Annotated in this window: 16 protein-coding genes and 1 pseudogene; 8 read left to right on the top strand and 9 right to left on the bottom strand. The window is 59.2% G+C overall.

What is annotated here, in order from left to right; genetic code table 11:
• Window positions 1-257: 257 nt before the first annotated feature.
• Window positions 258-1,499: a dermonecrotic toxin domain-containing protein gene (locus tag PspR76_RS15770; RefSeq protein ID WP_159956652.1), complete on the top strand. Its 1,242-nt coding sequence runs from the start codon at window positions 258-260 to the stop codon at window positions 1,497-1,499.
• Window positions 1,500-1,546: 47 nt separating this feature from the next.
• On the opposite strand, the gene PspR76_RS15765 is transcribed toward PspR76_RS15770, so the two are convergent.
• Both PspR76_RS15765 and PspR76_RS15760 read right to left on the bottom strand, forming a co-directional pair.
• On the bottom strand, window positions 1,547-2,554 hold the full coding sequence (locus PspR76_RS15765; RefSeq protein WP_159956650.1) for an aldo/keto reductase: 1,008 nt from the start codon (window positions 2,552-2,554) through the stop codon (window positions 1,547-1,549).
• Between the two features lie 81 nt (window positions 2,555-2,635).
• Window positions 2,636-3,538: a LysR family transcriptional regulator gene (locus PspR76_RS15760; RefSeq protein ID WP_159956648.1), complete on the bottom strand. Its 903-nt coding sequence runs from the start codon at window positions 3,536-3,538 to the stop codon at window positions 2,636-2,638.
• A gap of 101 nt (window positions 3,539-3,639) precedes the next feature.
• Between PspR76_RS15760 and PspR76_RS15755 the strand changes: the two genes are divergently transcribed.
• Window positions 3,640-4,344: an SDR family oxidoreductase gene (locus PspR76_RS15755; RefSeq protein WP_159956646.1), complete on the top strand. Its 705-nt coding sequence runs from the start codon at window positions 3,640-3,642 to the stop codon at window positions 4,342-4,344.
• A 130-nt stretch (window positions 4,345-4,474) separates the two neighbouring features.
• Here the strand turns inward: PspR76_RS15755 and PspR76_RS15750 are convergent, their stop codons facing one another.
• Window positions 4,475-5,785 carry an MFS transporter gene (locus PspR76_RS15750; RefSeq protein ID WP_159956644.1) on the bottom strand — a complete coding sequence of 437 codons (1,311 nt, stop codon included), beginning with the start codon at window positions 5,783-5,785 and terminating at the stop codon, window positions 4,475-4,477.
• 161 nt (window positions 5,786-5,946) lie between these two features.
• On the opposite strand from PspR76_RS15750, the gene PspR76_RS15745 reads away from it, so the two are divergent.
• From PspR76_RS15745 to PspR76_RS15735, 3 genes are all read left to right on the top strand, one after another.
• The gene (locus PspR76_RS15745; RefSeq protein ID WP_159956642.1) at window positions 5,947-7,053 is read left to right on the top strand and encodes a sugar diacid recognition domain-containing protein; all 1,107 of its coding nucleotides are present in this window, start codon (window positions 5,947-5,949) and stop codon (window positions 7,051-7,053) included.
• A gap of 91 nt (window positions 7,054-7,144) precedes the next feature.
• Complete coding sequence (locus PspR76_RS15740) at window positions 7,145-8,284, top strand: glycerate kinase (protein WP_159956640.1); 1,140 nt, start codon at window positions 7,145-7,147, stop codon at window positions 8,282-8,284.
• A 1,069-nt stretch (window positions 8,285-9,353) separates the two neighbouring features.
• Window positions 9,354-9,866: a GNAT family N-acetyltransferase gene (locus tag PspR76_RS15735; protein WP_159956638.1), complete on the top strand. Its 513-nt coding sequence runs from the start codon at window positions 9,354-9,356 to the stop codon at window positions 9,864-9,866.
• Here the strand turns inward: PspR76_RS15735 and PspR76_RS15730 are convergent.
• A complete protein-coding gene (locus PspR76_RS15730; protein WP_159956636.1) occupies window positions 9,863-10,555 on the bottom strand; it encodes an aspartate/glutamate racemase family protein in 693 nt (230 codons plus the stop codon). The genes PspR76_RS15735 and PspR76_RS15730 overlap by 4 nt on opposite strands.
• A gap of 334 nt (window positions 10,556-10,889) precedes the next feature.
• On the opposite strand from PspR76_RS15730, the gene PspR76_RS15725 reads away from it, so the two are divergent.
• The 3 genes and pseudogenes from PspR76_RS15725 to PspR76_RS15715 all read left to right on the top strand — a co-directional run bounded on the left by PspR76_RS15725 (window position 10,890) and on the right by PspR76_RS15715 (window position 13,947).
• Complete coding sequence (locus PspR76_RS15725) at window positions 10,890-12,530, top strand: ABC transporter transmembrane domain-containing protein (RefSeq protein ID WP_159956634.1); 1,641 nt, start codon at window positions 10,890-10,892, stop codon at window positions 12,528-12,530.
• A 181-nt stretch (window positions 12,531-12,711) separates the two neighbouring features.
• Window positions 12,712-13,206, top strand: a complete 495-nt coding sequence (locus PspR76_RS15720) for a hypothetical protein (RefSeq protein ID WP_159956632.1) — start codon at window positions 12,712-12,714, stop codon at window positions 13,204-13,206.
• Window positions 13,207-13,275: 69 nt separating this feature from the next.
• Window positions 13,276-13,947 (top strand): annotated as a pseudogene (locus PspR76_RS15715) (DUF3313 domain-containing protein).
• Window positions 13,948-13,950: 3 nt separating this feature from the next.
• Here PspR76_RS15715 and PspR76_RS15710 read toward each other — a convergent pair.
• From PspR76_RS15710 to PspR76_RS15690, 5 genes are all read right to left on the bottom strand, one after another.
• Window positions 13,951-14,949, bottom strand: coding sequence for a DUF3829 domain-containing protein (locus PspR76_RS15710; protein WP_159956630.1), 999 nt, complete (start codon window positions 14,947-14,949; stop codon window positions 13,951-13,953).
• Complete coding sequence (locus PspR76_RS15705) at window positions 14,946-16,520, bottom strand: J domain-containing protein (protein ID WP_159956628.1); 1,575 nt, start codon at window positions 16,518-16,520, stop codon at window positions 14,946-14,948. Before PspR76_RS15705 ends, PspR76_RS15710 begins: the two co-directional genes overlap by 4 nt.
• 119 nt (window positions 16,521-16,639) lie before the next feature.
• The gene (locus PspR76_RS15700) at window positions 16,640-18,034 is read right to left on the bottom strand and encodes a DUF1254 domain-containing protein (RefSeq protein WP_159956626.1); all 1,395 of its coding nucleotides are present in this window, start codon (window positions 18,032-18,034) and stop codon (window positions 16,640-16,642) included.
• Between the two features lie 341 nt (window positions 18,035-18,375).
• Window positions 18,376-18,738, bottom strand: a complete 363-nt coding sequence (locus PspR76_RS15695; RefSeq protein ID WP_159956624.1) for a response regulator — start codon at window positions 18,736-18,738, stop codon at window positions 18,376-18,378.
• Window positions 18,739-18,954: 216 nt separating this feature from the next.
• A complete protein-coding gene (locus PspR76_RS15690; RefSeq protein WP_159956622.1) occupies window positions 18,955-22,509 on the bottom strand; it encodes a hypothetical protein in 3,555 nt (1,184 codons plus the stop codon).
• Window positions 22,510-22,726: the final 217 nt, after the last annotated feature.

The following is a 22,726-nucleotide window of genomic DNA, read 5'->3' as shown; positions in this document are numbered from 1 at the left end:
CACGCTGATTAAGTCATTTTAATGGAACAGTTTCCCACGTCGACGTCACATAAGGATGACGACGCTTGCTCACATGCCCTGCGTTATTTAGACGCAAAGTTCTGCATGACTGATAAGTGTCACCTGCGAGCTTCAACTAACGAGCGAACAGATTTAAGACCGGTTAATGGACGGCATCGCCGTGTGGTAACGGCCCCAACGCAATGGGCAGTTCACCCCTATTTGCTGACTCAGACAGAAGACAAGAGGATAACTCAATGCGAACTCAACTAGACAATCTTGCCTCGCAGACTGCACTGGTACCTGCCAGTGAACCTCATGCGCTCAACACATCCAACGATAGTTCTACGCCGCCACCCGAAACTGTCCCTGCCTGGAAAACATCGAGCACCTACAAGACCTTCTCCAAGGCATTGAGGCGAGATTCCGCGCATCACGCGTTGAGTCCGCAAGGCAAAGAATTGATTCGTCCGCTTGTTTATCCGGACGCGTCACACGACACCAAAGTACAGGCGCAGTATTTTGGCGTCGGCGATGTGCGAGCCAACGATATATTTATGATCAGGCGTGAACCTGTCGTTCCGGGAAAAACTAATTTTGTACTTTATATACCGGAGAAACATACCGACTCTCTCCGCGAGTTTAAAACCACACAGGAGGTGCAACAGTATTTGAAGGAGGTCGCACAGAGCCCTGTTGCACTGGAGGCATTTCTCAAACATTTCGACAGTGATCCCAACTCCGATACCGTCAAAAAAGTGAAGCAATTAATGCTGGCGTGGGCGTCCTCCCCGGACGATAGCGTGCCCGAAGGAACATTGGGAGAGGCGGGCAACATTCTAGGCAATGTGTTCGAACAACTGCACCGGTTCAGTCAAGAACCGAAAACGCCAATTGATGTCAACGGCCTTTCGGACTTAAAGCGCATTGGGGTCAGTCATCTGGGGTTTGCCATTTACTCCGGCGTGCGCCCTGATGGTGAGGTGGTCACCTATAAATACGATGCCAGCGGCAGCCTCACGGGGTTGGGTAATAAAGGTAATTTGTATTATTTGAAAGATGCGTTGACCAGTAACAAGCCCATTGTCGCATTGCAATCCGAGAATAGTCTGGGGGGGCGCATCAGCGGTGCCTTTGATTTGTTAGTCAACGGGTTCGGGGATTTTTTAAAGAACCCGTTCTTCTGGACATCGGAGTTTCTCGAGTTACTCGGGGTCAGCCGAGAGACAGCAGCGTCTGTCGAGGTCACGCTGGATAATCCAGTGACCGCGTTACTGAAGTTCCTGAATAAGTACAATGACATCGGCAAGCAGTTCGGAGTATCCAAGGCTGAAATGGACGACTTGCTTGCAACGGCTGGCGATTATATCCAAGGGCTCGTGCCTAAATACGGCTGGGGCAGGGTGATTGGTGAGGCGGCAGGCGATGCGATAAAAAATAGGCAGCCAACCGATAGGACCGTAAAAGAGCTCGAAGAGCTGTTCCAAGACCGACTGTAAGCACAGGGCGAGCAAGCCCGCCCATACTGGAAAGTTGGGCGGGTTTTTTACCGAGTCACACGGCCCGACACAAAATGGCCCACATCATTAAACCCTGGCGTAGACGAATGCCCTGGCGTCACCAGTGAATCAATAAACGCTTCATCTTGCGCCGTGATTGTCACATCCAGTGCCCCGGTATACGCATCCCACTGCGCCTCGGTACGCGGCCCGACAATCGCCGAGCTGACCGCCGAATTGTTCAGCACCCAGGCAATCGCAAACTCGACAATGCCCACGCCACGCCCTTGGGTGTACTGCTGAATCTGCTGGGCGATGCGCAGCGATTCCACCCGCCATTCGGTTTCCAGAATGCGTTTGTCCTGGCGTGCCGCGCGGCTGCCGGCTTCAGGTGTGACGTCCGGTGCGTATTTGCCGCTGAGCACACCACGGGCCAGCGGGCTGTAAGGCACCACGCCCAAACCGTAGGCGGCTGCGGCGGTGATCTGCTCGACCTCGGCCTGGCGATTGACGATGTTGTACAGCGGCTGGCTGATGATCGGCCGGTCCACGCCCAGACGCTCGGCCACACGTATCACTTCAGCAATGCGCCAGCCGCGGTAGTTGGACAGCCCCCAATAGCGGATCTTGCCTTGGCGGATCAGGTCGCCGATTGCCGACACGGTTACTTCCAGCGGGGTGTCGTGGTCTTCCCGGTGCAGGTAGTAGATGTCCAGGTAGTCCGTGTCCAGGCGTGTGAGGCTGGCCTCCAGGGCATTAAAAATGCGCTTGCGGCTCAAGCCGCTGCGGTTGGGCAAACCGTCCGCCGGGCCGATGCCGACCTTGGAGGCCAGCACCCAATCCGAACGGTGGCGGGCGATGGCCTCGCCGACGATTTCCTCGGAGCGCCCGCCGGTGTAGACGTCGGCGGTGTCGATAAAGTTGATGCCCTGGTCCCAGGCCTTGTCGATGATGCGCAGCGAGTCCTCGGTGTTGGTCTGCTCGCCAAACATCATGGTGCCCAGGGTCAGTGCGCTGACCTTCAACCCGGACTGGCCCAATGTGCGGTAAATCATGCAAAGCTCCTCATGGCAGGGAAACGTGCCCCATGCAATACCAGACTCGAGGGCTCTGGAACAAGCCCTGTGCGCGTTTCTTCATGCACTCAGCAAGGCCTCACAGCGCGCCTGTAAAAATCGGTGCAGCACTTTCACCCGCTCCGACACTTGCAGGCGGTGCGGGCACATCAGGTTGAACGGTGTGGGTTCGCCTTGCCAGTCGGGCAACAGCGGCACCAGGCGCCCGGCGCGAATATCGCTGGCAATGTCCAGGTTGGCTTTATAGGCAATGCCATGACCGGCCAAGGCCCAGCGCCGCACAATTTCACCGTCGTCACTCAGGTAATCGCCGCTCACCTCGACCTCCTGCAACACGGCGCCCTGGCGGAAATACCAGGTGTTGTTGGCTTGCCCTCGGCGCATGTAGCGCAGCGTACTGTGCTGCGCTAAATCCGCCGGCGTGCGCGGTGTGCCGTGACGCGCCAGGTAGTCGGGGCTGGCGCAGGGAATGCGATGGTGGCCGGGCACCACCGGCAGCGCCACCAGGCTTGAATCCCGTGGCACACCAAAGCGCAGGGCGATGTCGACGGTGTCGCGGAACAAATCGGCATTGCTGTCGTTGAGCAATAACTGCAGGCGGATGTTCGGGTGTTCGAGCTTGAATTCATCCAGCCAGCCCAGCAGCACATTGCGGCCAAAATCCGAAGGCGCCGCCAACTGCAATAAACCGCTGAGGCTCTGGCCCTGTTGCTTGATCGCCTGCTCGCCTTCCGCCAAGGCCTCCAGGGCGACCCGCACGCTGTCCAGGTAGCGCCGACCTTCCTCGGTCAGGCGCATGCTGCGCGTGGAGCGGGCGAGCAGGCGGATGCCCAGCCGGGTTTCCAGGCGCTTGAGCGCAATACTCGCCGCCGCCGGCGTCAGGTTGAGGCTGCGCGCCGCCGCCGACAGGCTTCCCGTATCAGCGGTGCGCACGAACACTTCCAGGTCCAGGGTTGAGCTCATTTGTAAAAATCCTTTAAAGATCTTGTCGTTTTACCGGGATTTTTCCGTGATTGCCAAGCTGGGAAGATGAACGCTCACTTTCTCAGTCAGGTAGTCACCCCATGGCATCTTCTCTCAGCGGTAAAACCATCATCGTGATTGGCGGCAGCAGCGGTATCGGCGCCGCCGTGGCCAAGGCCGCCGTGGCACGTGGCGCACAGGTGGTGCTGGCCGGGCGCCGGTTGACCTCCAGTGTCGACAACGGTGTGCGCAGCGAGCCGGTCGACGTCACTGACAGCGCGTCCTTGCAGCGCTTGTTCGAAACGGTCGGGCGCTTTGACCATCTGGTCTATACCTCGGGGCCGTCGGTGCGCGCCAAGCCCTTGATCGAAACCGATCTGGCCGAAGCCCAGGACAATTTCAATGTGAAGCTGTGGGGCTCGTTGCGCGCGATTCAACTGGCGCTGCCTTTTCTCGACGCACACGGCAGCATCAGCCTGACCTCGGGCCAACTGGGCCGCAAATTGGCGCCAGGCCAGTTCATCAAGACCGGCATCAACGCCGCGACCGAGGCACTCGGCAAGCAGTTGGCGAAAGAACTGGCACCGCGCCGGGTCAATGTGATCAGCCCAGGGGTGATTGATACGCCAGCCTATGCCGGGTTGGGGGAGGAGCAGCGCGTGGCGATGTTCGCCAAGGCCGGTGGAGCGCTGCCGGTGGGGCGAGTAGGGCAGGCTGAAGAAGTGGCGGCAGGGTATGTGCTGGCCATGGAAAATGGCTTTATGACCGGCGCCGTCATCGACATCGACGGCGGCGGCCTTTTGTAAACACAGGACAAAAATGTGGGAGCTGGCTTGCCTGCGATAGCGGTGGCTCAGTCACTTATTGATTGACTGAACCACCGCTATCGCGGGCAAGCCCGGCTCCCACATTGACCAAATTGCAGCTGAGAAAAGGTTAAGCCTTCAACGTCCGCGTCATACGCAGCGCCAACACACTACCCGCCACAATCACCGCCGCCAGCAAGTACAACGCCACATCCGTCGACCCGGTGGCATCCTTCACAAACCCGACGATGTAAGGGCTGAGGAAGCCGGCCATCTGGCCCATGGAGTTGATCAGCGCCAGGCCGCCTGCCGCTGCGCCCGCACTGAGCATGGCGGTCGGCACCGGCCAGAACATCGGCAGGCCGGTGAGGGCGCCCATGGTGGCGATGGTCAGGCCGAGAATGGCGATTGCCGGCGTCGTGGCGAAATTCACGGCAATCACCAAGCCGATAGCGCCCATCAACATCGGCACCACTAGGTGCCAGCGTCGTTCCTTGCGCAAGTCGGCAGAGCGGCCCACCAGCAACATGAACACAGCGGCCAGCAAGTACGGAATCGCGCTGAGCCAGCCAATCACCAGGTTATCGCTGAAGCCCAGGCTCTTGATGATCGACGGCAGCCAGAAGTTGATGGCGTAGACGCCGCTCTGGATGCAGAAGTAGATCAGGCCGAACGCCCAGATCGCCGGGTTCTTGAACACTTCGCCCAACGAATCCGTGGTGGTTTTCGGCTTGTTCGCCAAGTCCGTTGCCTGGTCGGCTTCCAGCACCGCGCGTTCATGGGGCGTGAGCCATTTGGCGTTGGCAAAGCTGTCGCTGAGCAGGAAGTAGGCGAGGGCGCCGAGGATTACGGTGGGAATGCCTTGCAGCAGGAACATCCACTGCCAGCCCGCCAGGCCACCTTGGCCAGCGGCGAAGTGGTTGAGAATCCAGCCGGAAAACGGGCTGCCGAGCAAGCCGGACACCGGGATCGCCGACATGAACAGCGCCATGATTCGCCCACGGCGAAAGGTCGGGAACCACTGCGAGAGGTACAGCACCACGCCCGGAAAGAAGCCAGCTTCGGCGGCGCCGGTCAGCAAGCGCAAGCCATAGAAATGCGTCGGTGTCGTCACGAACAGCAAGCACGTTGAGAGCGTGCCCCACACGATCATCATCACCGCAATCCAGCGCCGTGGGCCGAATTTGGTCAACGCCAGGTTGCTCGGCACGCCACACAGCACGTAGCCGATAAAGAAAATCCCGGCACCCAGGCCGTATACGGTTTCACTGAATTTCAAGGCATCGAGCATCTGCAACTTGGCAAAGCCAACGTTTACCCGGTCAAGGTAGTTGAACAGGTAGCAGATGAAAATGAAGGGGATCAGGCGCAGGGTAATGCGCTTGTAGATGGCGTTTTTATCGTCATCGGTGGCCAGTGTGGCAGCGGCGCTCTGTGACATGGCAGTCTCTCTTTATTATGATTTTTCGCGATGCGAAGGTAACGTTGATCGCCCAATGAGTCTCGGCCACCTGGCGGGCTGCTGTCTTTGTGCTCGCGCACAGTCAAGCAGGCTTTGCGCTGTGCCGATGACCAAGTCGCTTTTTTTAGGAATTTAGCCCCATGTTCGAGCTGGATCATGACCTGGCGCAGGATATCGTCAATCGCACCATGGCGATCTTGCCCTATAACGTCAATGTCATGGACAGCCAGGGCCTGATACTCGGCAGCGGCGAACCGGAGCGAATCAATACCCGGCATGAGGGCGCGCAACTGGTGCTGGCCAACGGCCGGGTGGTGGAAATCGACGGCCAGACCGCCAAGCACCTCAAGGGCGTGCAGCCCGGCATCAACCTGCCCTTGATGCACGACCAACGCTTGATCGGCGTACTCGGCATCACCGGCGAACCTGAATTGTTGCGCACCTATGCCGAACTGGTGCGCATGACCGCCGAGATGCTGGTCAGTCATCGCCATCAGCAGGCCGAGCAGCAATGGCGGCGCCAGCGTTGCGATGACTTGCTGGCCTTGTTGCTGGCTGAAAGTGGCGACTCGCCGCGCCTGGTCGATGAGGCCCAGCAACTGGGGCTCAAGCCGCAGATGGCGCGCACGCCGTATCTGTTTGAACTGGGCGTGGGCCAATCGGCGGAGGCATTAAGTGCCTGGCTGACCAGCCGTTACCCGGACAGTTGGTGCGTCAGCTCCGCGCAGTTTTCGCTGTTGTGGTGCCGGCCGGCAGCGGTGCAGGTGGACAACCCACGGCTGCTGGAAAAACTCCAAAGCCTGGGTTGGAACGTGCTGCGCGTTGCCGTGGGCGGGCAGGCCGAGGGTTTGGCCGGTTTACGCCGTTGCTACCGACGGGTCGGCGATTTGTTGGCCTATGGTCGGGATATTTTGCCCCACTCACGGCTGTTGACCCTCAACCGCTATCGACTGCCGGTGATGCTCTGGCGCCATCGCAACGACGATGCGCTCGATGAGTTGCTCAACCCGCTGCGCAAAGTACTGGCCAAGGACACCAACGGCCAACTCCTGGCCACTTTGCGCAGTTGGTGCGAGCACGACGGCCAAAGCCAGGCCTGCGCAGACGCATTGGGCATCCACCGCAACAGCCTGCGCTATCGCATGGAGCGCATTGCCGAACTCAGCGGTGTCGACCCGCTGACCCTGGATGGCATGCTCGCCCTGTACCTCGGCGTACAGCTGCTGCCCCAGGCTTTGTCGGAATGAACAACAAACCTCACCCACACTTGTGCATCGGACCGGCGTCATTGCCGCGGCCAACTGGCAGCATGGGCGTTATAAAAACCGGAGAAAGCCCATGAAAATCATCATCGCCCCCGACTCGTTCAAGGACAGCCTGAGTGCCGAAGGCGTCGCCCAGGCGATTGCCGACGGGTTGGGCCATGTGTGGCCGGACGCGCAATTGGTCCAGTGCCCGATGGCGGATGGCGGTGAAGGGACGGTGGATGCGGTACTCGCTGCGTGCAATGGCGAACTGCGCCGCCAAACCGTGCAAAGCCCCTTGGGCGGCGCCGTCGAGGCGCGCTGGGGGTGGTTGGCCGACAGCCATACCGCCCTTATCGAAATGGCCGAGGCCAGTGGTTTGCAATTGGTGCCGCCGGGGCAGCGCGACGCTTGCTCCAGCAGCACCTACGGCACCGGCGAACTGATTCGCGCCGCCCTGGATGCGGGCGCGCAGCGCATCATCCTGGCCATTGGCGGCAGCGCCACTAATGACGGAGGCGCAGGTGCGATGCAGGCGCTTGGCGTGCAATTGTTTGATGCCCAGGACCACGTACTCGCACCCGGCGGCCTGGCCTTGGCACGCCTGGCCCGCATCAGCCTGGAGCACCTGGACCCGCGCCTGTCCCAGGTACGTTTTGAAATCGCCGCCGACGTGAACAACCCGTTGTGCGGCCCGCACGGCGCCTCGGCGATCTTCGGCCCGCAAAAAGGCGCCAACCCGCAGCAGGTCGAGCAGCTGGACGCAGCGCTCGGGCACTTTGCCGATCACTGCGCCAAGGTGTTGCCCAAAGACGTACGCGACGAACCCGGTAGCGGCGCAGCCGGCGGCTTGGGCTTTGCTGCCAAGGCCTTCCTCGGCGCGCAGTTTCGCGCGGGGGTTGAGGTGGTCGCTGAACTGGTCGGGCTTGACGAAGCGGTGCAGGGCGCCGACTTGGTGATCACTGGCGAAGGGCGTTTCGACGCCCAGACGTTGCGCGGCAAAACCCCATTTGGCGTGGCGCGCATTGCCCGGCAGCACGGTGTTCCCGTCATCGTGATCGCCGGCACTTTGGGCGACGGCTACGAGCACATGTACGCCCACGGCGTGAGCGCGGCCTTTGCCTTGCCCTCGGGGCCGATGAGTCTGGAACAGGCCTGCAACGAAGCGCCACGTCTATTGCGCGAACGCGCGGCGGATATTGCGCGGGTGTGGCGCACTGCTGTTGGGCGCTGATCTGCTTTTCTGTGGGAGCTGGCTGCCTACGGTGGCGGCCTGATAGCCGACCAGGGGGCTGGATCAGACTGAGTACATATCCATTCCTGCGGTAACGGCGGCTTAGGGTTCCGCTCTTACAGCGGGTCACTTTTTGAGGGACCAAAAAGGTAACCAAAAAGTCCTCGCCCCACCACTCGGCACCTCGCTCACGCTTCGGTGTGCCCTCACTCCGGCTTGAATCCGTGGGCCGCCGCAATGGGCCATCCCTGGCCCAGTGCGGCTAACCCGGCGTCCTGCCGGGTTACCCACGGATTCAAGCCTGCGTTCGGCCAGCGTGGTTGATGGGGCGCCTAAGATCAAAATCAAAAGCAAGAGCACGGCGGCCTAGTAGCCGACCTGAGTGGTAGAAGCAAAAGCACAGCAAGAGCAGGGCAAAAGCCCATCTACCTGATTTACTGAGATCCAAAATGTGGGAGCGAGCAAGCCCGCTCCCACAAATTAGACCGAGTTTGGCCGCCAGACCACTGTGCTCTGCTTTTCTGTGGGAGCTGGCTTGCCTGCGATGCAGACACCTCGGTCGAGCAGGTACACCGAGTCGATGCCATCGCAGGCAAGCCAGCTCCCACATGTGATTGAGTTCAGCTTCAAAGCTCAGGTCGGCTGTCAGGCCGCCTCTGCTGTGCTTTTGATCCAACCACTCAGGTCGGCTACCAGGCCGCCGTGCTCTGCTTTTGATCTTGATCTTAGGCGCCCCGTTAAACCACGCTGGCCGAACGCAGGCTTTGGAGCGGGGGTAAACCGGCAGGACGCCGGTTTAGCCGCGCTGGGCCAGGGATGGCCCATCGCGGCGGCCCCCGCTCCAAAGCCTTCGTTCGGGCACACCGAGCCTAGGCGAGGTGCCGAGTGGTGGGGCAAGAGCCCTTTGGTTACTTTGGGGCTTTTCCAAAGTGACCCGCCGTAAGGGCGGAACCCATAGCAGCCATCCCCCAAATAATGGATATGCCCCCGCCAGCACAAAGCCCCTAGCCACCACGCCAACACCCCCTCTACACTGACCCGCCACGTGTTTTTCAAAGGATGAAACACAATGCACACACCTGAACCCCAAATCGTCATCCAGCGCTTCACCGAGGCCCATCTTGAAGGCGTCGCTGCGCTCTATAACGAACCGGCAGTATGCCGTCAGGTGCTGCAAATGCCTTTCCAGTCCGTGCAGGCCTGGCGCAACAAGCTGGAGCTGGATAACGAGCGCCGGCTACAGCTGGTGGCCGTGTACGCCGGTGAAGTAATCGGCCAGCTTGGCCTGGAACAAACCCTGCGTGTACGCCGCAGCCATGTCGGCTCGTTCGGCATGGGCGTGGCCACCGCCTGGCAAGGCAAAGGCGTGGGTTCCAAACTGTTGACCGCCGCGCTGGACGTGGCCGACAACTGGATGAACCTGCGCCGCGTCGAACTCACGGTGTACGCCGACAATGAAGCCGCGCACAACCTCTACCGCAAGTTCGGCTTCGAAGTCGAAGGCCGGATGCGCGATTACGCCCTGCGTGACGGCGTATTCGTCGACACCCTGAGCATGGCCCGCCTGCGCCAGTCGGCTTAAGCCCCCAGCGCAAACGCCACCGCAGCCTGCGCATGCAGCTCGGTGGTGTCCAGCAACGGCAAGTCGCTGTGCTCCGGCTTGATCAGCAGACCAATTTCCGTGCAGCCCAAAATGATGGCCTCGGCGCCACGCGCAGCCAGTGACGCGATCACCCGCTGATAAACCTCGCGTGACGCATCGCTGATCACACCGACACACAACTCCTCATAGATAATCCGGTGCACAGCCTGGCGCTCGTCTGCGTCGGGCACCAGCACGTTCAAGCCCTGCGCGGCCAGGCGTGACTTGAGAAAGTCCTGCTCCATGGTAAATGCCGTGCCCAGCAAACCAACCGTCAGCGTGCCGGCTTTTACGGCAGCAGCACCCGCCGCATCGGCGATATGCAGAAAGGGTATCGACACCGCCGCCTCGACACGCGGTGCCACCAAATGCATGGTGTTGGTACACAGCACCACACAGTCGGCCCCGCCAGCCTGCAAGCGGCGTGCGGCATCCTCGAGAATCAGCGCGGCGTCATCCCAGCGCCCGGCATGTTGGGCCTGTTCCACCGGGCCGAAATCCACGCTGTACATCAACAGCTGCGCCGAGCGCAGTGGGCCTAACTGGTCGCGCACGCGCTGGTTGATGATGCGGTAATACTCGGCGCTGGACTCCCAGCTCATGCCGCCGATAAGGCCGATGGTGCGCATGCGATGCTCCTGACAAGGAATGTCGCCTCACCTTACCCATCGGCCGCCGTTTAGTCATACGCAGTTGCCTGCAGAATCACCGGTGCAGTTTCACATTTATCGAGCTGGGCGGACGACTTTGTAGTTGCAGCCATCTCATTGTCATGTGCTTTCAATAGGATCGCCATAACCCTGCGATACCAGCCGTTCTCTAAAAACCTCCTGAAAAACATGATCAAGAAACTGTCGGAACACTGAAGTCCGACGCCCCTCCTGACGAGGGGCATCTCTATCAAGGATGACTATGTTTGATTTTCTGAAGTTGCTGGTTCGTGCCCGCCTGGATACGGCGTTATTGATCGTCGCGGTGCTGGCGGCCTCCCTGTGCAATGTCGCCTTCGGCGGCGTGTTGAAGTGGGCGATCGATACATTAACCACCACCGCGTACCCGCCGCTGGCGACGATGTTGACGTTTTCCGCGGTGTTTGTCGGGCTGCGCTTATTGACGCCGTTGATGCACGGTGCAAAAGAATTGATCTGCGCGCGCATTTCGGATGGCTCGGAAATATCGATAAGAACCCAAGTGTTTGATCATATCCATTCGCTGGATTATGAGTTTCACGCGGCAAAAAATACCGGTGAACTATTAAAGTTGGTGAACACCGGTATTGCCTCTTTCAAGACACTGGTCAGGGCGTACTTCCTGACAGTCGTGCCGGTACTGGTGGACGTGCTGTTTATTCTTGGGGTGATCGTTTATTTTTTTGGCTGGGTGTTTTGCGTGTGCATGTTAGTGATGGTGCTGGTGTATGCCGGCAGTGTCATAGCGATGACCCGGCGACGCATGAAAACGCTGAAGTTGTTTTCGGATGCGGAACAGAAGCTGGCCTCCTTTAATCATGAAAGCCTGTTAAATATCGAAAGTTTAAAGTTGTTTGGCGGCCTGGAGCTTGAAAGTAATCGGCATGCCCAACTGCTGAAAACCTTCAATGAAAACCAGGCGCAGAGTCGTCATTCCCTGTACGTGATCACGCTGGTGACGTCCGTCATTGCGGCGTTGGCCTGCCTGGCTATCTTGTCATTGGCCAGCAGCCAGGTGGCGGGGCATGGCATGAGGGTGGGGGGCTACCTGATGCTCACGACGTTTCTGTTTCAGATCTTCATGCCACTGAACGCCCTGGGGCTTTCCTTTCGGCAAATTGCCAGAGGGCAATACGAACTGGGCAAGTTGATGGCGCTGCTGGCTATTTCCTCGGCTCCCGCACAACGGCGCGAGACGCTGGTGGTACAAAAGGACGCGGGCCTGAACATAGCATTCGACAATGTAGGCCTGCAGACGCGTGAAGGTGTTTCGATATTTTCCGGGCTCAATCACGTGATGAATATTCGTCGGCCGACTTACCTGGTGGGCAGGAGCGGGATCGGCAAGACCAGCCTGGTGCGGCTGGTGTCGGGGTTGGCCCGGCCCACTGAGGGCCAAGTATTGCTCAACGGACTGTCGGTCGAGCACATCACCGAAGCGTCATTGCGTGGCTGCATCTCTATCGCGACTCAGGACACCATCCTGTTCAATGACACCTTGAGAAACAACCTGAGAATGGCCGCGCCATCGGCCACGGATGAAGAACTCAGGGCCGTTTGCGCATCGGTCGGCCTGCGCGAAGACTTGCCGGGGTTTCCACTCAACCTCGATGGCGTGGTGGGCGAGCGTGGGCAGCGCTTGTCCGGCGGGCAGAAGCAGAGAGTCAGTGTCGCCAAAGCGCTGCTCAAACGCTCTGCGGTGATCATTTTCGACGAACCTACTTCGAGCCTGGACGCTGAAAATGTCAGTACGATCAAAGACCTGATCGCCCAGGTAGCGGCGCACAGCCTTGTCCTGGTGATCACCCATGACGCGCAGTTGTTGCCGGATGGCAATTGCGATGTGTATGCCCTGACCGAATCGGGCATCTCGCGGGTCAAAAACGCGTCGCAGGCGTTGGCACATCATGAATAACCCGCTCGTGCAAAGCCTGCCCGAGGACTTTGTTCAACTGTTCTGGCAAGGCTGTATCGGCGCTAAATATGCACCGCTCAACGCGAGCCTTACGCGAACTTAACCAGCGTTTATCATACGGCCAACCGCCGCATCTGCCATGATCACTGTTCGCAACCTGGCTCACCCAAGGAATTTTGCAATGGACGATGTACAGCAACTGGGCGAGATGCTTCGTCATTACGCCGACAGCGAAGCGCACAAAAAACAGCAATTCGACCTGCAGTCGGCGCGCTGGGCGCAAAAGCTCGGTGAGCTGTTCGGGCAGATCGAGCAGTGGCTGGAACCGGTGAAGACCGTAGGGCTGCTGGAAGTCCAGCGTGAAGCCTATGTGGCCAGCGGCCCGAGCCTGCCGGTTGAGGCGTCGAGCTTCAAGACCGAGAAACTGACGGTGCAGATCACCGGCAAGACCGTGGAGTTCGTACCGGAAGTCATGGGCGTCGGCGGCGCGATTGCCGTGTCGGTGATGGGCCTGACCGCCGCGCGGCACGGCAGTGTGTCGCTGGTGCTGCCGGCGGATAAAAACGACTGGCTGTGGAAGAAAACCAACGGCCTGAAAGACCCGGACACCTACGCCTTCGACGCCAACTTCCTGGCCATGCAGTTACAGAGCCTGATCCCGCGCGAACGCGGTTGAGCAAATTAACGCGGCGTTGGCTATACCTAAGGCTCGATGGTTCGATGATGCCCCTCAGGGAGGTCAATAATGAAACCAAGGCTAATGGTCAGCGCGCTATGCGTCGCGTCAATCACACTGTCAGGCTGTGCCAGTAAGGTCACCCAGCCGGATGAGTATTCCGGCTTTCTGTCGGACTACAGCCAACTCAAGCAAACCAAGTCACCTTCTGGGGCCGAGGTGATGCGTTGGGTCGATCCCGACTTGGACCTGAGCCGCTACACCGCGGCGTTTATCGAACCCACGCAGTTCTATCCCTAGCCCCAGGCCATCGCGAAAATCCCCGACAGCACCCTGAACAGCATCAACAGTTACTACAACCAGGCGCTCAAGCGTGAACTGGCCAAGTCGCTGCCGATTGCCAACGCGCCCGGGCCGGGTGTGATCGTGGTGCGCGCAGCCATCACGGCGGTCAGCAGTAAGACCGAGAGCCTCAAGCCCTACGAATACATTCCTGTGGCACTGGTGGCGGCGGCAGTCAGTACCGGCACCGGCATTCGTGACCAGGAAACTACCTTGGGCACCGAAGCGCAGTTCCTCGACGGTGCCAGTGGCAAGGTGATTGCTCAAGTGGTGCGCAAAGGCACCGGCAAGCCGCTGTCCAACGACTCGCAGGTGATGAAGGCCGATGACGTCAAAGGCGTCATCGATGGCTGGGCCTCGGACCTGCATCAGTCCTACGTGATGCTGAAAAAACATTAACGGCTAAAACGCATTCCTTGCTGGCCGGTTGTAGTAGCTGAGCAGGGCGTCGTAGCGGCGGGTGACGAGGTAGTAGTCGTCACTCAGCTGTTGCGGCGGCGCGTGCTCGAGCCAGTCTTGAAGCATGCTTTGCAAGGCCTTGAGGTAGTCATCCGCGGGAGCCCTGAGGGTGTACCAGAGGTGCAGGGTTTCGTCGTTGAGATTTTTATCCGGGATGCGTTCCACGAATGCGGCACTGCGCTCATTGGCGCGCTGGACCGCAGCGGTCAATGCCGCCAGGGCCTTGGGTGTGAGGCTGGCGTCGCGTACGCCGCTGTCAATCTGCTCGACTGCCCGGCGCGCGGTAATCATGTAATCGAGCAACTGCCAGTGCAGGTCCTGACCCAGGCGCGCCTCCAGCAAGTCCCGCTGTGCAGGGCGCAGGCGTTGCTCTTCGAGCGCCAGTGCGTTGCGCAATTGGCTGGAGAGGGCGATGTAGGCTGCGCCATTTCTGCTCAGGTCTTCCTCGTAGCGTTGCCGCATTACCTCGCCGAACACCTGTAGTCGAGACGAAGCGCCCAACGTCGAGGTGATTTTTTTCAGGCTCGACAGGTACTCGGCGGTCATGCCGATCAAGGGGCTGTCAGGTTGTTGATGCTCAAGTTTGGCGGTGATGGTTGGCGCACATACGTCTTTCTGGATCTGCCGTGCCTGCGGCTCGTTATTGTCGCCAAACTCTTCGCGTGAGCGCGCGTAGCGGCCCACCGGCAACGACGTTTGCACTTCAGGTTCTGCATCGGCCTGTGGCGGGTGAGCGGCCCGCTGGTAGGTCAGCCGTGTGTCACGGTCGACGCGGTTCATGCAATCGATGATCGGCGCCAACGCACTGGCGGTAGCCGTTTGCGGGCTGTCGAGCTGATCCACCCATAACTCGATCAGCTGGATGTGTTTGCCGGCGCCAGTCAGGCCGAACAGCATCAACATAAAAACTACGCCAATCGGCAATAACAGTCCCGGGTTCATTGTGTGGCCTCCTGGCCGTACCATTGCGCGTGTGTGGCCGGGGCCTGGCAGGCCTCGGCGTTTCGCGGCATGCGGCTGCACACGCGCTCGGTCCATTGCTGCAAGCCCAGGTTGCGACTGACCTGATGACGGCTGTCGAGGTATTTGAACGCGCCGAACACCAGCGCAAAGGCAATCGCGCCCAGGCCGATGGCACCCATGGCCTTGCGTGGAAAAATCGCCGCCCATTCCTTCACGCTCAGGCGTGCACGGCGTTTGCCCGCACCGACGGCCGCCAATACCGCCACCAGCGTCAGGCCGGCGACGGGGCCGAACTGCAGGCTGATGGCGATGCTCATGGCGGCACCCGGGATCAGGTCGTGCACCGGCAACAACGGCAGACGAGTAGGGCTGAACCAACGCGGCAGTTTTGCCGCCAGGCGTTCATCCAGCACGCGCAGCCGATGTGCCAGCGGGCGCCACACCTGCCAGGCCAGCGCGCCACCGGCCATATAGGCAATTGACCACGCGAATGCGTCAGCGGCGGTGCTCACCAGTACGCCTGCCTGCCAGGGCGCCTGAAACAGTGCACCGGCCAGGCAGCCCACTACAATCGCCAACAGCAGCGGCAGGGTGTCGAAGGCGGTTTCCCAGTCTTGCCAAAAATACGGCGTGCCACCCGGCATGGCGAATGCCACCTCGGGATGGTCAGCCTTCAGGGTTGCGGCCAAGGTTCGGCACGCGTCCCAGTCTTGCTCACTCAAGCGCTGGGCAAAGGCGCGGCGTTGGCCCAGGGACATCGGCGCCAGTAATAACCGCGCGGCGCGCTGTTGTGGGGTGTGCGGCGCCGTGGCCGCCAACGCACGCTGATGGGCCATGAACACCGGGCCTTGCTGGCGCCGTAACAAATGCTGCCATTCGTCTTCAGGGCACCCGTGCTCGCTGCCATGCCAGCCCTGGCCGGCGCGCACGGCTTCAAACACCGCAGGCGACCAGAAATGGCTTTCGGTCAGCATCGTCGCCAACATCTGGTTAAACCACTGGGTATGTGCCGGCTGCTTGAGCCACGGTTGATCAAAGCGCGCCGCATAGGCCGCGAGAAACCCCGCTTCGTCACGCTGGGCCATGGCTAGCGCCAATGAATATTGGAGTGCGTCCTTGCAGCGGTTGGCCAGGGCGTCGATCAAGTCTTGCGGCAATTCCAGGCGTTGCCAGGCGCTGAGCCACTGGAACGTCTCGAACGCCCAGCGGCGATCGTGTTCGCTGACCTCGTCGTCAGCGATACAGCGCTTGAGCAGCGCCACTTCGAATTCCAGCCCAAGCCCTGCGGCCATCGCCTGCTGGTAGTGCGCCTGCAAGGTATCGGCGACTGGCGCCACGACCGTTGACGCCACAACCTCGGCCACGGTGACGGTGTCCTGCTCTTGCGCCCATTGCTGCCAATTCAACGCTTCTTCGTAGGCTTCACGCAGCCGCTGAAACCCCTCGGGGTCATCATCCGGTCGGGTTTTCTTCAACAACGTCGCGTATTGGCGCTTGATCGTACGGCCATCGGCATCCGAGGGCAGGCCGAGGACATCCCAGCAAGTCATGTGCGGTACAACTCCATTAAATCACCGCGCGCACCTTACTCGTTTTATTGGCCGATAAACCAGCATAAGTCAGCGAAGGCAGTGCCCGACCGAATCCTGTTGCGGCCGGGCGCCTGGTATTACTTGAGAGGCGTCAACGGCGGCAGTTTCCATTGACCCACTTCAGGTTTGGGCAGGTAGATCCGCAGTACGGCGTAAAACGGACCGGGCGGTGCTGGCAGCCAGTTGCTCTGTTCGGCTTTCGGCGGCTCATGGTGCTGCAATGCCAGCGTCAGGCCGCCGTCGGCGTCCAGCTTGAGATTGGGCAGCATCTGCGAATTGATCTGGTAGCGTTTTTTGAGGTTGGGTGCCAGAAGTTTGGTCTTGGCGTCGTACATGGTCAGCGACCAAAACGCCTCGGCAGGCGGCAACTGGTCCTTGGCAAAGTGCACCGTATAGCTGTGGCGCGCACCATTGGCGGGTTTGCCTTCACTGTCGACGCGGTAGCTCAGGTAGACGGCTTCATCGGGGGAGTCGCCGAAAATGCCCAGGTCAGCACCCGCGTAGCGGTAAAGGTAGTTGTTTTTGAGGCGGTCACGGCTGCCAAACAGATCTCCGCTGGACACTTGGTGAGTGTCGATCTTGTCTTTCTTGAAGGTGGCAAACTCAGCCCTGGCGTCGGCAATCCCGTCTTCCAGGGCTTTGCGTTGTTCGGCGGTCAACGCTTTGAGCTTGAATGGCGCTCCCGGGGCGATGCCGATCTTGGCAAAGCGCGCGAGCAGGTCTTTTTCGCTGTCTTGCGGCGCGGCGAAGGACAGCATGAAGTTCAAGTAACGGAACAGCTGCGGGCCTTCAGTCATGGTGGCCATCGGCTTGGGCCAGACGATTTTCGGCACCGGGGCCGGAGCGGGCTGTTTTACATAGCTGCTCAGCGGCTGGACTTTGTAACCGGCCTGGATCTGCTTGACCTTGTTCAGATCCTTTTCATCAAACAGCTGCGTGCGGTACAGGGCGTAGGCGATATTGCTTTCGCTGTAGACCACGCGGTCGATGTCGACCGGCTGCTGACCTTTCCAGTCGGGGCCGGCGATCATGTAATGGCCGCCGTTGTTGCCGGTGCTGCGCGTGCCCAAATACGCCATGTTCTGCGTGTAGAGGTCGATCAACTGCACCGAGTAGTAACGGTTGTCTTCGATTTTGGGCAGGGTCAGCACCAGCGGCTCTTTGCGCAGGTCCATCCACACGAAGGAGTAGGGCGTGTCCGAGTTCGGGGTGACGAACGCCGTGTCCTTGGGGGTGAACACCTGGGCGGTATTGCCGATATGGTTAAACGGAGCCTTGAAGTTGGCACCGCCCTTGTCGACGGCCTGGGTGTAGAGCGTCTTGTACATCGCCACAACCGGGTAGCCATACAGGTAGGCCTCCTTGGCAATGGCCCGGGCTTCGGCAGGGGTTGCCGTGAAGTCGGCCAAGGCGCCGGTACTCATGAATATCGAGAGGCTCGCCAACAGCAGGCGCGTCGGTTTTCCAATCATGTTGTTGCGTCCTTCCAGAGTTCTTTTAGAGGGCGGGGAGATCAAAGCGCCGAGTTTCCAGTTTTATTTGCCGAACGTCACGTTAATCCCTGCAAACAACGTGAACTGCGCCAGACCGCCACCGTCCACTGCGGTTCGAGGCAAGCGGATGGGGATGTAATGGGGGCGGGGCGGTTTCACAAAGGTTATGGGGTATGCCGTTTGAAACTAGCAGCTATATTCATCCGCGCCAGCCATTCGACTGAAGAGCGTTCAGCTGCGGGAGTAACAACTCACTCTGCACCAAGTGCGAGGGGCTGACACACCGCTCCAACGGAGCGGCAGCAAAGGCTGGGAGACGATCAGGCTGCAAGCATGGCTTTGACTTTGTCGCGCAATTGATCGATGGAGAAGGGTTTGGCGATCACCTGCATGCCGGACGGCACATCGATGTTTTCAGCATAGCCGCTGGCGAACAGGATCGGCAGGGCAGGGCGCAACTCACGCACCTTGGCTGCCAGCTGTTTACCGTCCATATCGGGCAGGCCCACGTCGGTCATCATCAGGTCGATGACCAAGTCGGTATTTTCGACGATCTTCAGCGCCTCTTCAGCATCTGCAGCTTCAACCACCGTGAACTCCAGTTCTTCGAGTACATCGACGATCAGCATGCGCACGATGGCGTCGTCTTCGACTACAAGGATGGTGGAGGGAGTGGCAGGCATAATGAAAATTCCCGAGAAATGGAGGGGCAGGTCTTTAGCGGTTGAAAGACTGTTCTCTAATGAGTCGTGTCAATCTCGGCAAGTTCCGTTGGATGAGGCATTGTGAAGCGATTGGCCGCAAAAGTCGCGTGCAAGAAAATGCGTAGCGTCGGCGCGCCGGCGCGTCAATGGCTGACGATCTCTGACAGCCATTGACGCACGCGACTCGAACGAGGGCTAGAGCGTGGTGTTGAAGAGGGCGTATGGATTGTTATAAGGCACCGTCATTATAAAATCGCCGTCGCTGAAGGTGCTGACTTTATAGTTGGGGACCCCGCCGGTGAGGGAAATCGGGTCAAGTGTACCGGCGGACTTTCCACTGTTCAGAGTGGCCTCCAAGCCTCGGCGCATTGAAGCGGCGTCCGGAAAGGTCGCGAACCCAAAGTTTGGATCAAAGAAAAAAAACTCCCTGGGATTTTTGTGGAAGTCGACCCCCGCGAGCAGCCCATGATTTTGGGTGCTGATCTTTATCATTGTGGTGTTCGTTGCATTCTCCAGGCGGTTGATAACGCCGGTATAGGGTTCCAGGGAAGTGCGTTGAATGCCGTGAAACTCATCGCGAAGAACCTGATGCATGCTATTCAGTTCTTTACGAAATGCCTTGATGGGAGGGGTCTCAACATCCGAGGCCGCCTTGATGAAGTTACTGATGAACTCATCCCTGCGGCTATGTTGAATCGCCAGCGCCATCGTGTTCACCAACGCGGCACATTCGCCATTTGAAGCAAGGTCGGTTTGGCTAAGGTAGAAATTTTGCGGCATGGGCGTGGCTTTCCCCCCCGCGGCAACGACTTCTGCCTGGAAAACTTTGAAACTCTCAAGACTGTTCCTCACCATGCGTTTTTCAATTTCCCTGGCCAAGGTGCCCACCGCTTCGGGATTGCCAACCTTGGTGACGGCCAAATCTTTTATTTCCGACACCTTCATTGTCGGGTGGTAGCCAGGGATATCCTCGACATCCCCCAATTTAACCCCTTGGTTGTAAGCATCAATATCGCTTTTCTTTGCAGCGTCCAAGGCGTCTCTAAACGCATCGGCGGAGGCCTTGGGGCTTGGCGCAACATACTTGCCCAACCAGTCAAGAAGATTACTGTTTATTTGCCCATTGGCGGCAACAACGTCCGGCTTGAAATCTGCCCCCACGGCGCCAAAGCGCTCTTGCCTGATCGGGTCATAGCCACACCATTTGCCTTCGTGGAACACGGCACTGCCTTGAACGGTCTGCTCGCCGACTTTGAAGGTACCTACGGCTACAACCTCATGGGTTTTACTGGCTGCCTTCAAGCCGTCGTAGCTAGCGTTGAGACCCTTGAGCGCATTGACGGCGTCGGTACCTTTGGACAATAGAAACCGGCCGCCGCTGCCTAAAAGCCTGATGCCGCCTGTGGCCAAGTCGCCCAAACCGCTCACAGGGTTGAGTGCGCCGATCGTGGCGGCACCGATAACTTTTGCCGCCTTGAGTGCTTTGGCACTGCTCGAAAGCGCAGAACTGCCGATCTTGATCAGCTTTCCTGCGGTGGCGGCGCCAGCGGTGAGAAAACCGAATATATCCAGGGTGAGATCAAATGCGGCCTCGCCGTAGTTGCCCTTCTGAAAATTGACAATGGCCGATCTGAACGGAACCAGATTGAGCAGGAAGTCGCTCAGTGGTTTAGGCCCGCCTTGTAATTTGTCCAGGGTGGTCTGCCCGCGTGCTTGCTCCTTGATACTCGGGTCATCAAGGTCAAGGTGCTGAACAAATGCATCGGCAATCGCCCGGGAGCGGTCGCTGGTGAAACTATTGAAGGGGGCGTCATTCACCGGCCGTTCACGCGCCAGTTCGGCTGCGTTACTGGGCTTGAACGGGGTGATCGTTGAAACATATTTGCCGGCCCGGGTCTTCTTGGCTTCCACGCTGTAGGGAGACATCGGTTCAATTGTTTCTTTGTTGATGTCCATTTTGTAAGCATGGGACTCGCCATTCAGTTCAATGCTGAACAACAGCCACGGCTTGTTCGCGTCATAGGTATTGTGAAAAAACCCTGTCAGTTCGTATGAGCCTTCTTGCAATACGCTGATTTTGCCGTACTCGAATATTTGTTGGTCCTCGGGTGAAAGCTGCGAAAGCATGTGCCGGACCGTTGTGTTCACGGCGGCCTTTTTCTCGTCCATGGCGCTTTTAAACTGTTGGTCGAACGCCTCCGTCACGCCAAACCTGGGGTTGGCGTTCAATGCCTCTAACGGGAAGTTCGGGTCGGTCGACTTAAAGGGTCTGGGATTCGGCAAATCCATCATGGCTACATCCAGCAGCGAATGCAGGCCACCCAGCCCTAGTTGTTCCGCCGTCCCCCGGTATTGATCAGTCCCCAGCACTTTTTCTTCGAGAAAGTTGCCGAAGATTGCCCCCTTTTCGGCAATTTTGCCCCGTGCGACGCCCTCTCGCGTCGGTATCTCCTTGTCCAGGGCTTTGGAGGCAGTGAGCCGCTCGCTAAGTTGTTCGTTGAAGGCGGTTCTGACTTTATCGAGCTGCTCGGGGGTGTAGGTGTCACTGGCACTTTTTACGATTTCGCCGTTGATCACCCCCCACTCCACCAGCGCGTTGATTTGTGCGTATTCGGTGGCCTGTGACCGGCCCTCAAGGGTGCTTGCATGGGCCATGACTTCGGCGAACGTCATGCTGGCGACTGCCCCTGGCCGCTCAGCCTCTACAGCCGCTGCTGCAATCGACAGATTCACCCATGCCACGCTGCCAATCGTCACACTTTTGGGAATGTCTTTGATCAGGTACTGCGGGGCTACCCTGCTCAGGAGGAGGTGAGTGGCCAGTTTAGCAGTGTCTGCTGTGGCTCGGCCGGTTTCGACAAGGTAACCGCTGAGGCACTTGGCAACTGTGGAGGGGGATTGCTTTGCATGCGTAGGATCGTTCAGCGGCCAGCCTGCAATGTGGTCGCGTTGAGGAAACCAAGCCGATTCCCGATCCAGCCCTAGCTGAAGGGCGCTCAATACATAATCGTAAACGCTGGTACTTGAGGACACGCCATTGAGGTGCGCTTGCAGGGCTTGCCCCAACGCCTGAGCCTTGGGTGAGTCGAGCAGTTTTTGCAGTGCCAGGGCGGGGTCTTGCAGGTCGGCAGGCGTCACCGAACTGCCACTCAACAAGTAATTGAGTACGCCATTTTCATATTTCGGCAACGGTAAGCCAGGCAGAGCGTTGGGGGTTTTGAACAGAAATTCGAGAATGCCCTGCTGATCGGTCTGTGACATCGGAATGGGCCAGGAAAGCCCGCCGCCCATATTTCCCAGGGGAGACACTGCGCCTTTTTGCTCCAACTTGTGTGCCAGGGCCGTGACTTCAACGGCCGTACGCGGCAGTTCAAAGCCCAGGTCAGTGATGACGGTGGCCAAGGCCTGCGGTGTGGATCGCGTTGAGGCGTAGGATGAATTCGGACGAGGCGCCAGGGTGGCGGTGCTCAGCTGGGCAGACACCTGGTCCGGGGTGACGGGCTTGCCATTCACTTCGGTGGCGATGTTTCTAAGCGTTGCGGCCAGATCGCGCAGATTGTTCTGGTCTGCCAACAGTTGCCGCAGGGGCAGGGTCGGCGTGGTCTGAGGCGTACCGACACTGTTTGGCGCGAGTGGAGTTGTGACTGTGCCTGGGCTGCCTTGGGCACTTGGCACAGCGGGTTCATGGGCTTGGAGGGTATGACGGGGGCGGACGCTGACGGTGGGCTGTACTGCGGTGGTAATGCTCATCTAATGTACCTTTTGATGGGTCAGAAAAGACGCCTTCCCAAAAGATCTTCCGTGTTCCCGAGGCGCAATTCTGAGTGCCACAATTCTGCGGGCGCGTTCCGGCCCACGCCCAGGCATCTGTATTCAGGTGTGTTAACCCGTGAGGAAGCCGGCCTGAATCGGCGCGAGATACCCGCGCAGCGCGTAGGCATACGCCCTGAATTGACGCACAAACATA

The organism is Pseudomonas sp. R76 (genome assembly GCF_009834565.1).
GTDB lineage: Bacteria > Pseudomonadota > Gammaproteobacteria > Pseudomonadales > Pseudomonadaceae > Aquipseudomonas.
The sequence above is the reverse complement of the archived record's forward strand: the minus strand, read 5'-3'. Positions and strand labels throughout refer to the sequence as shown.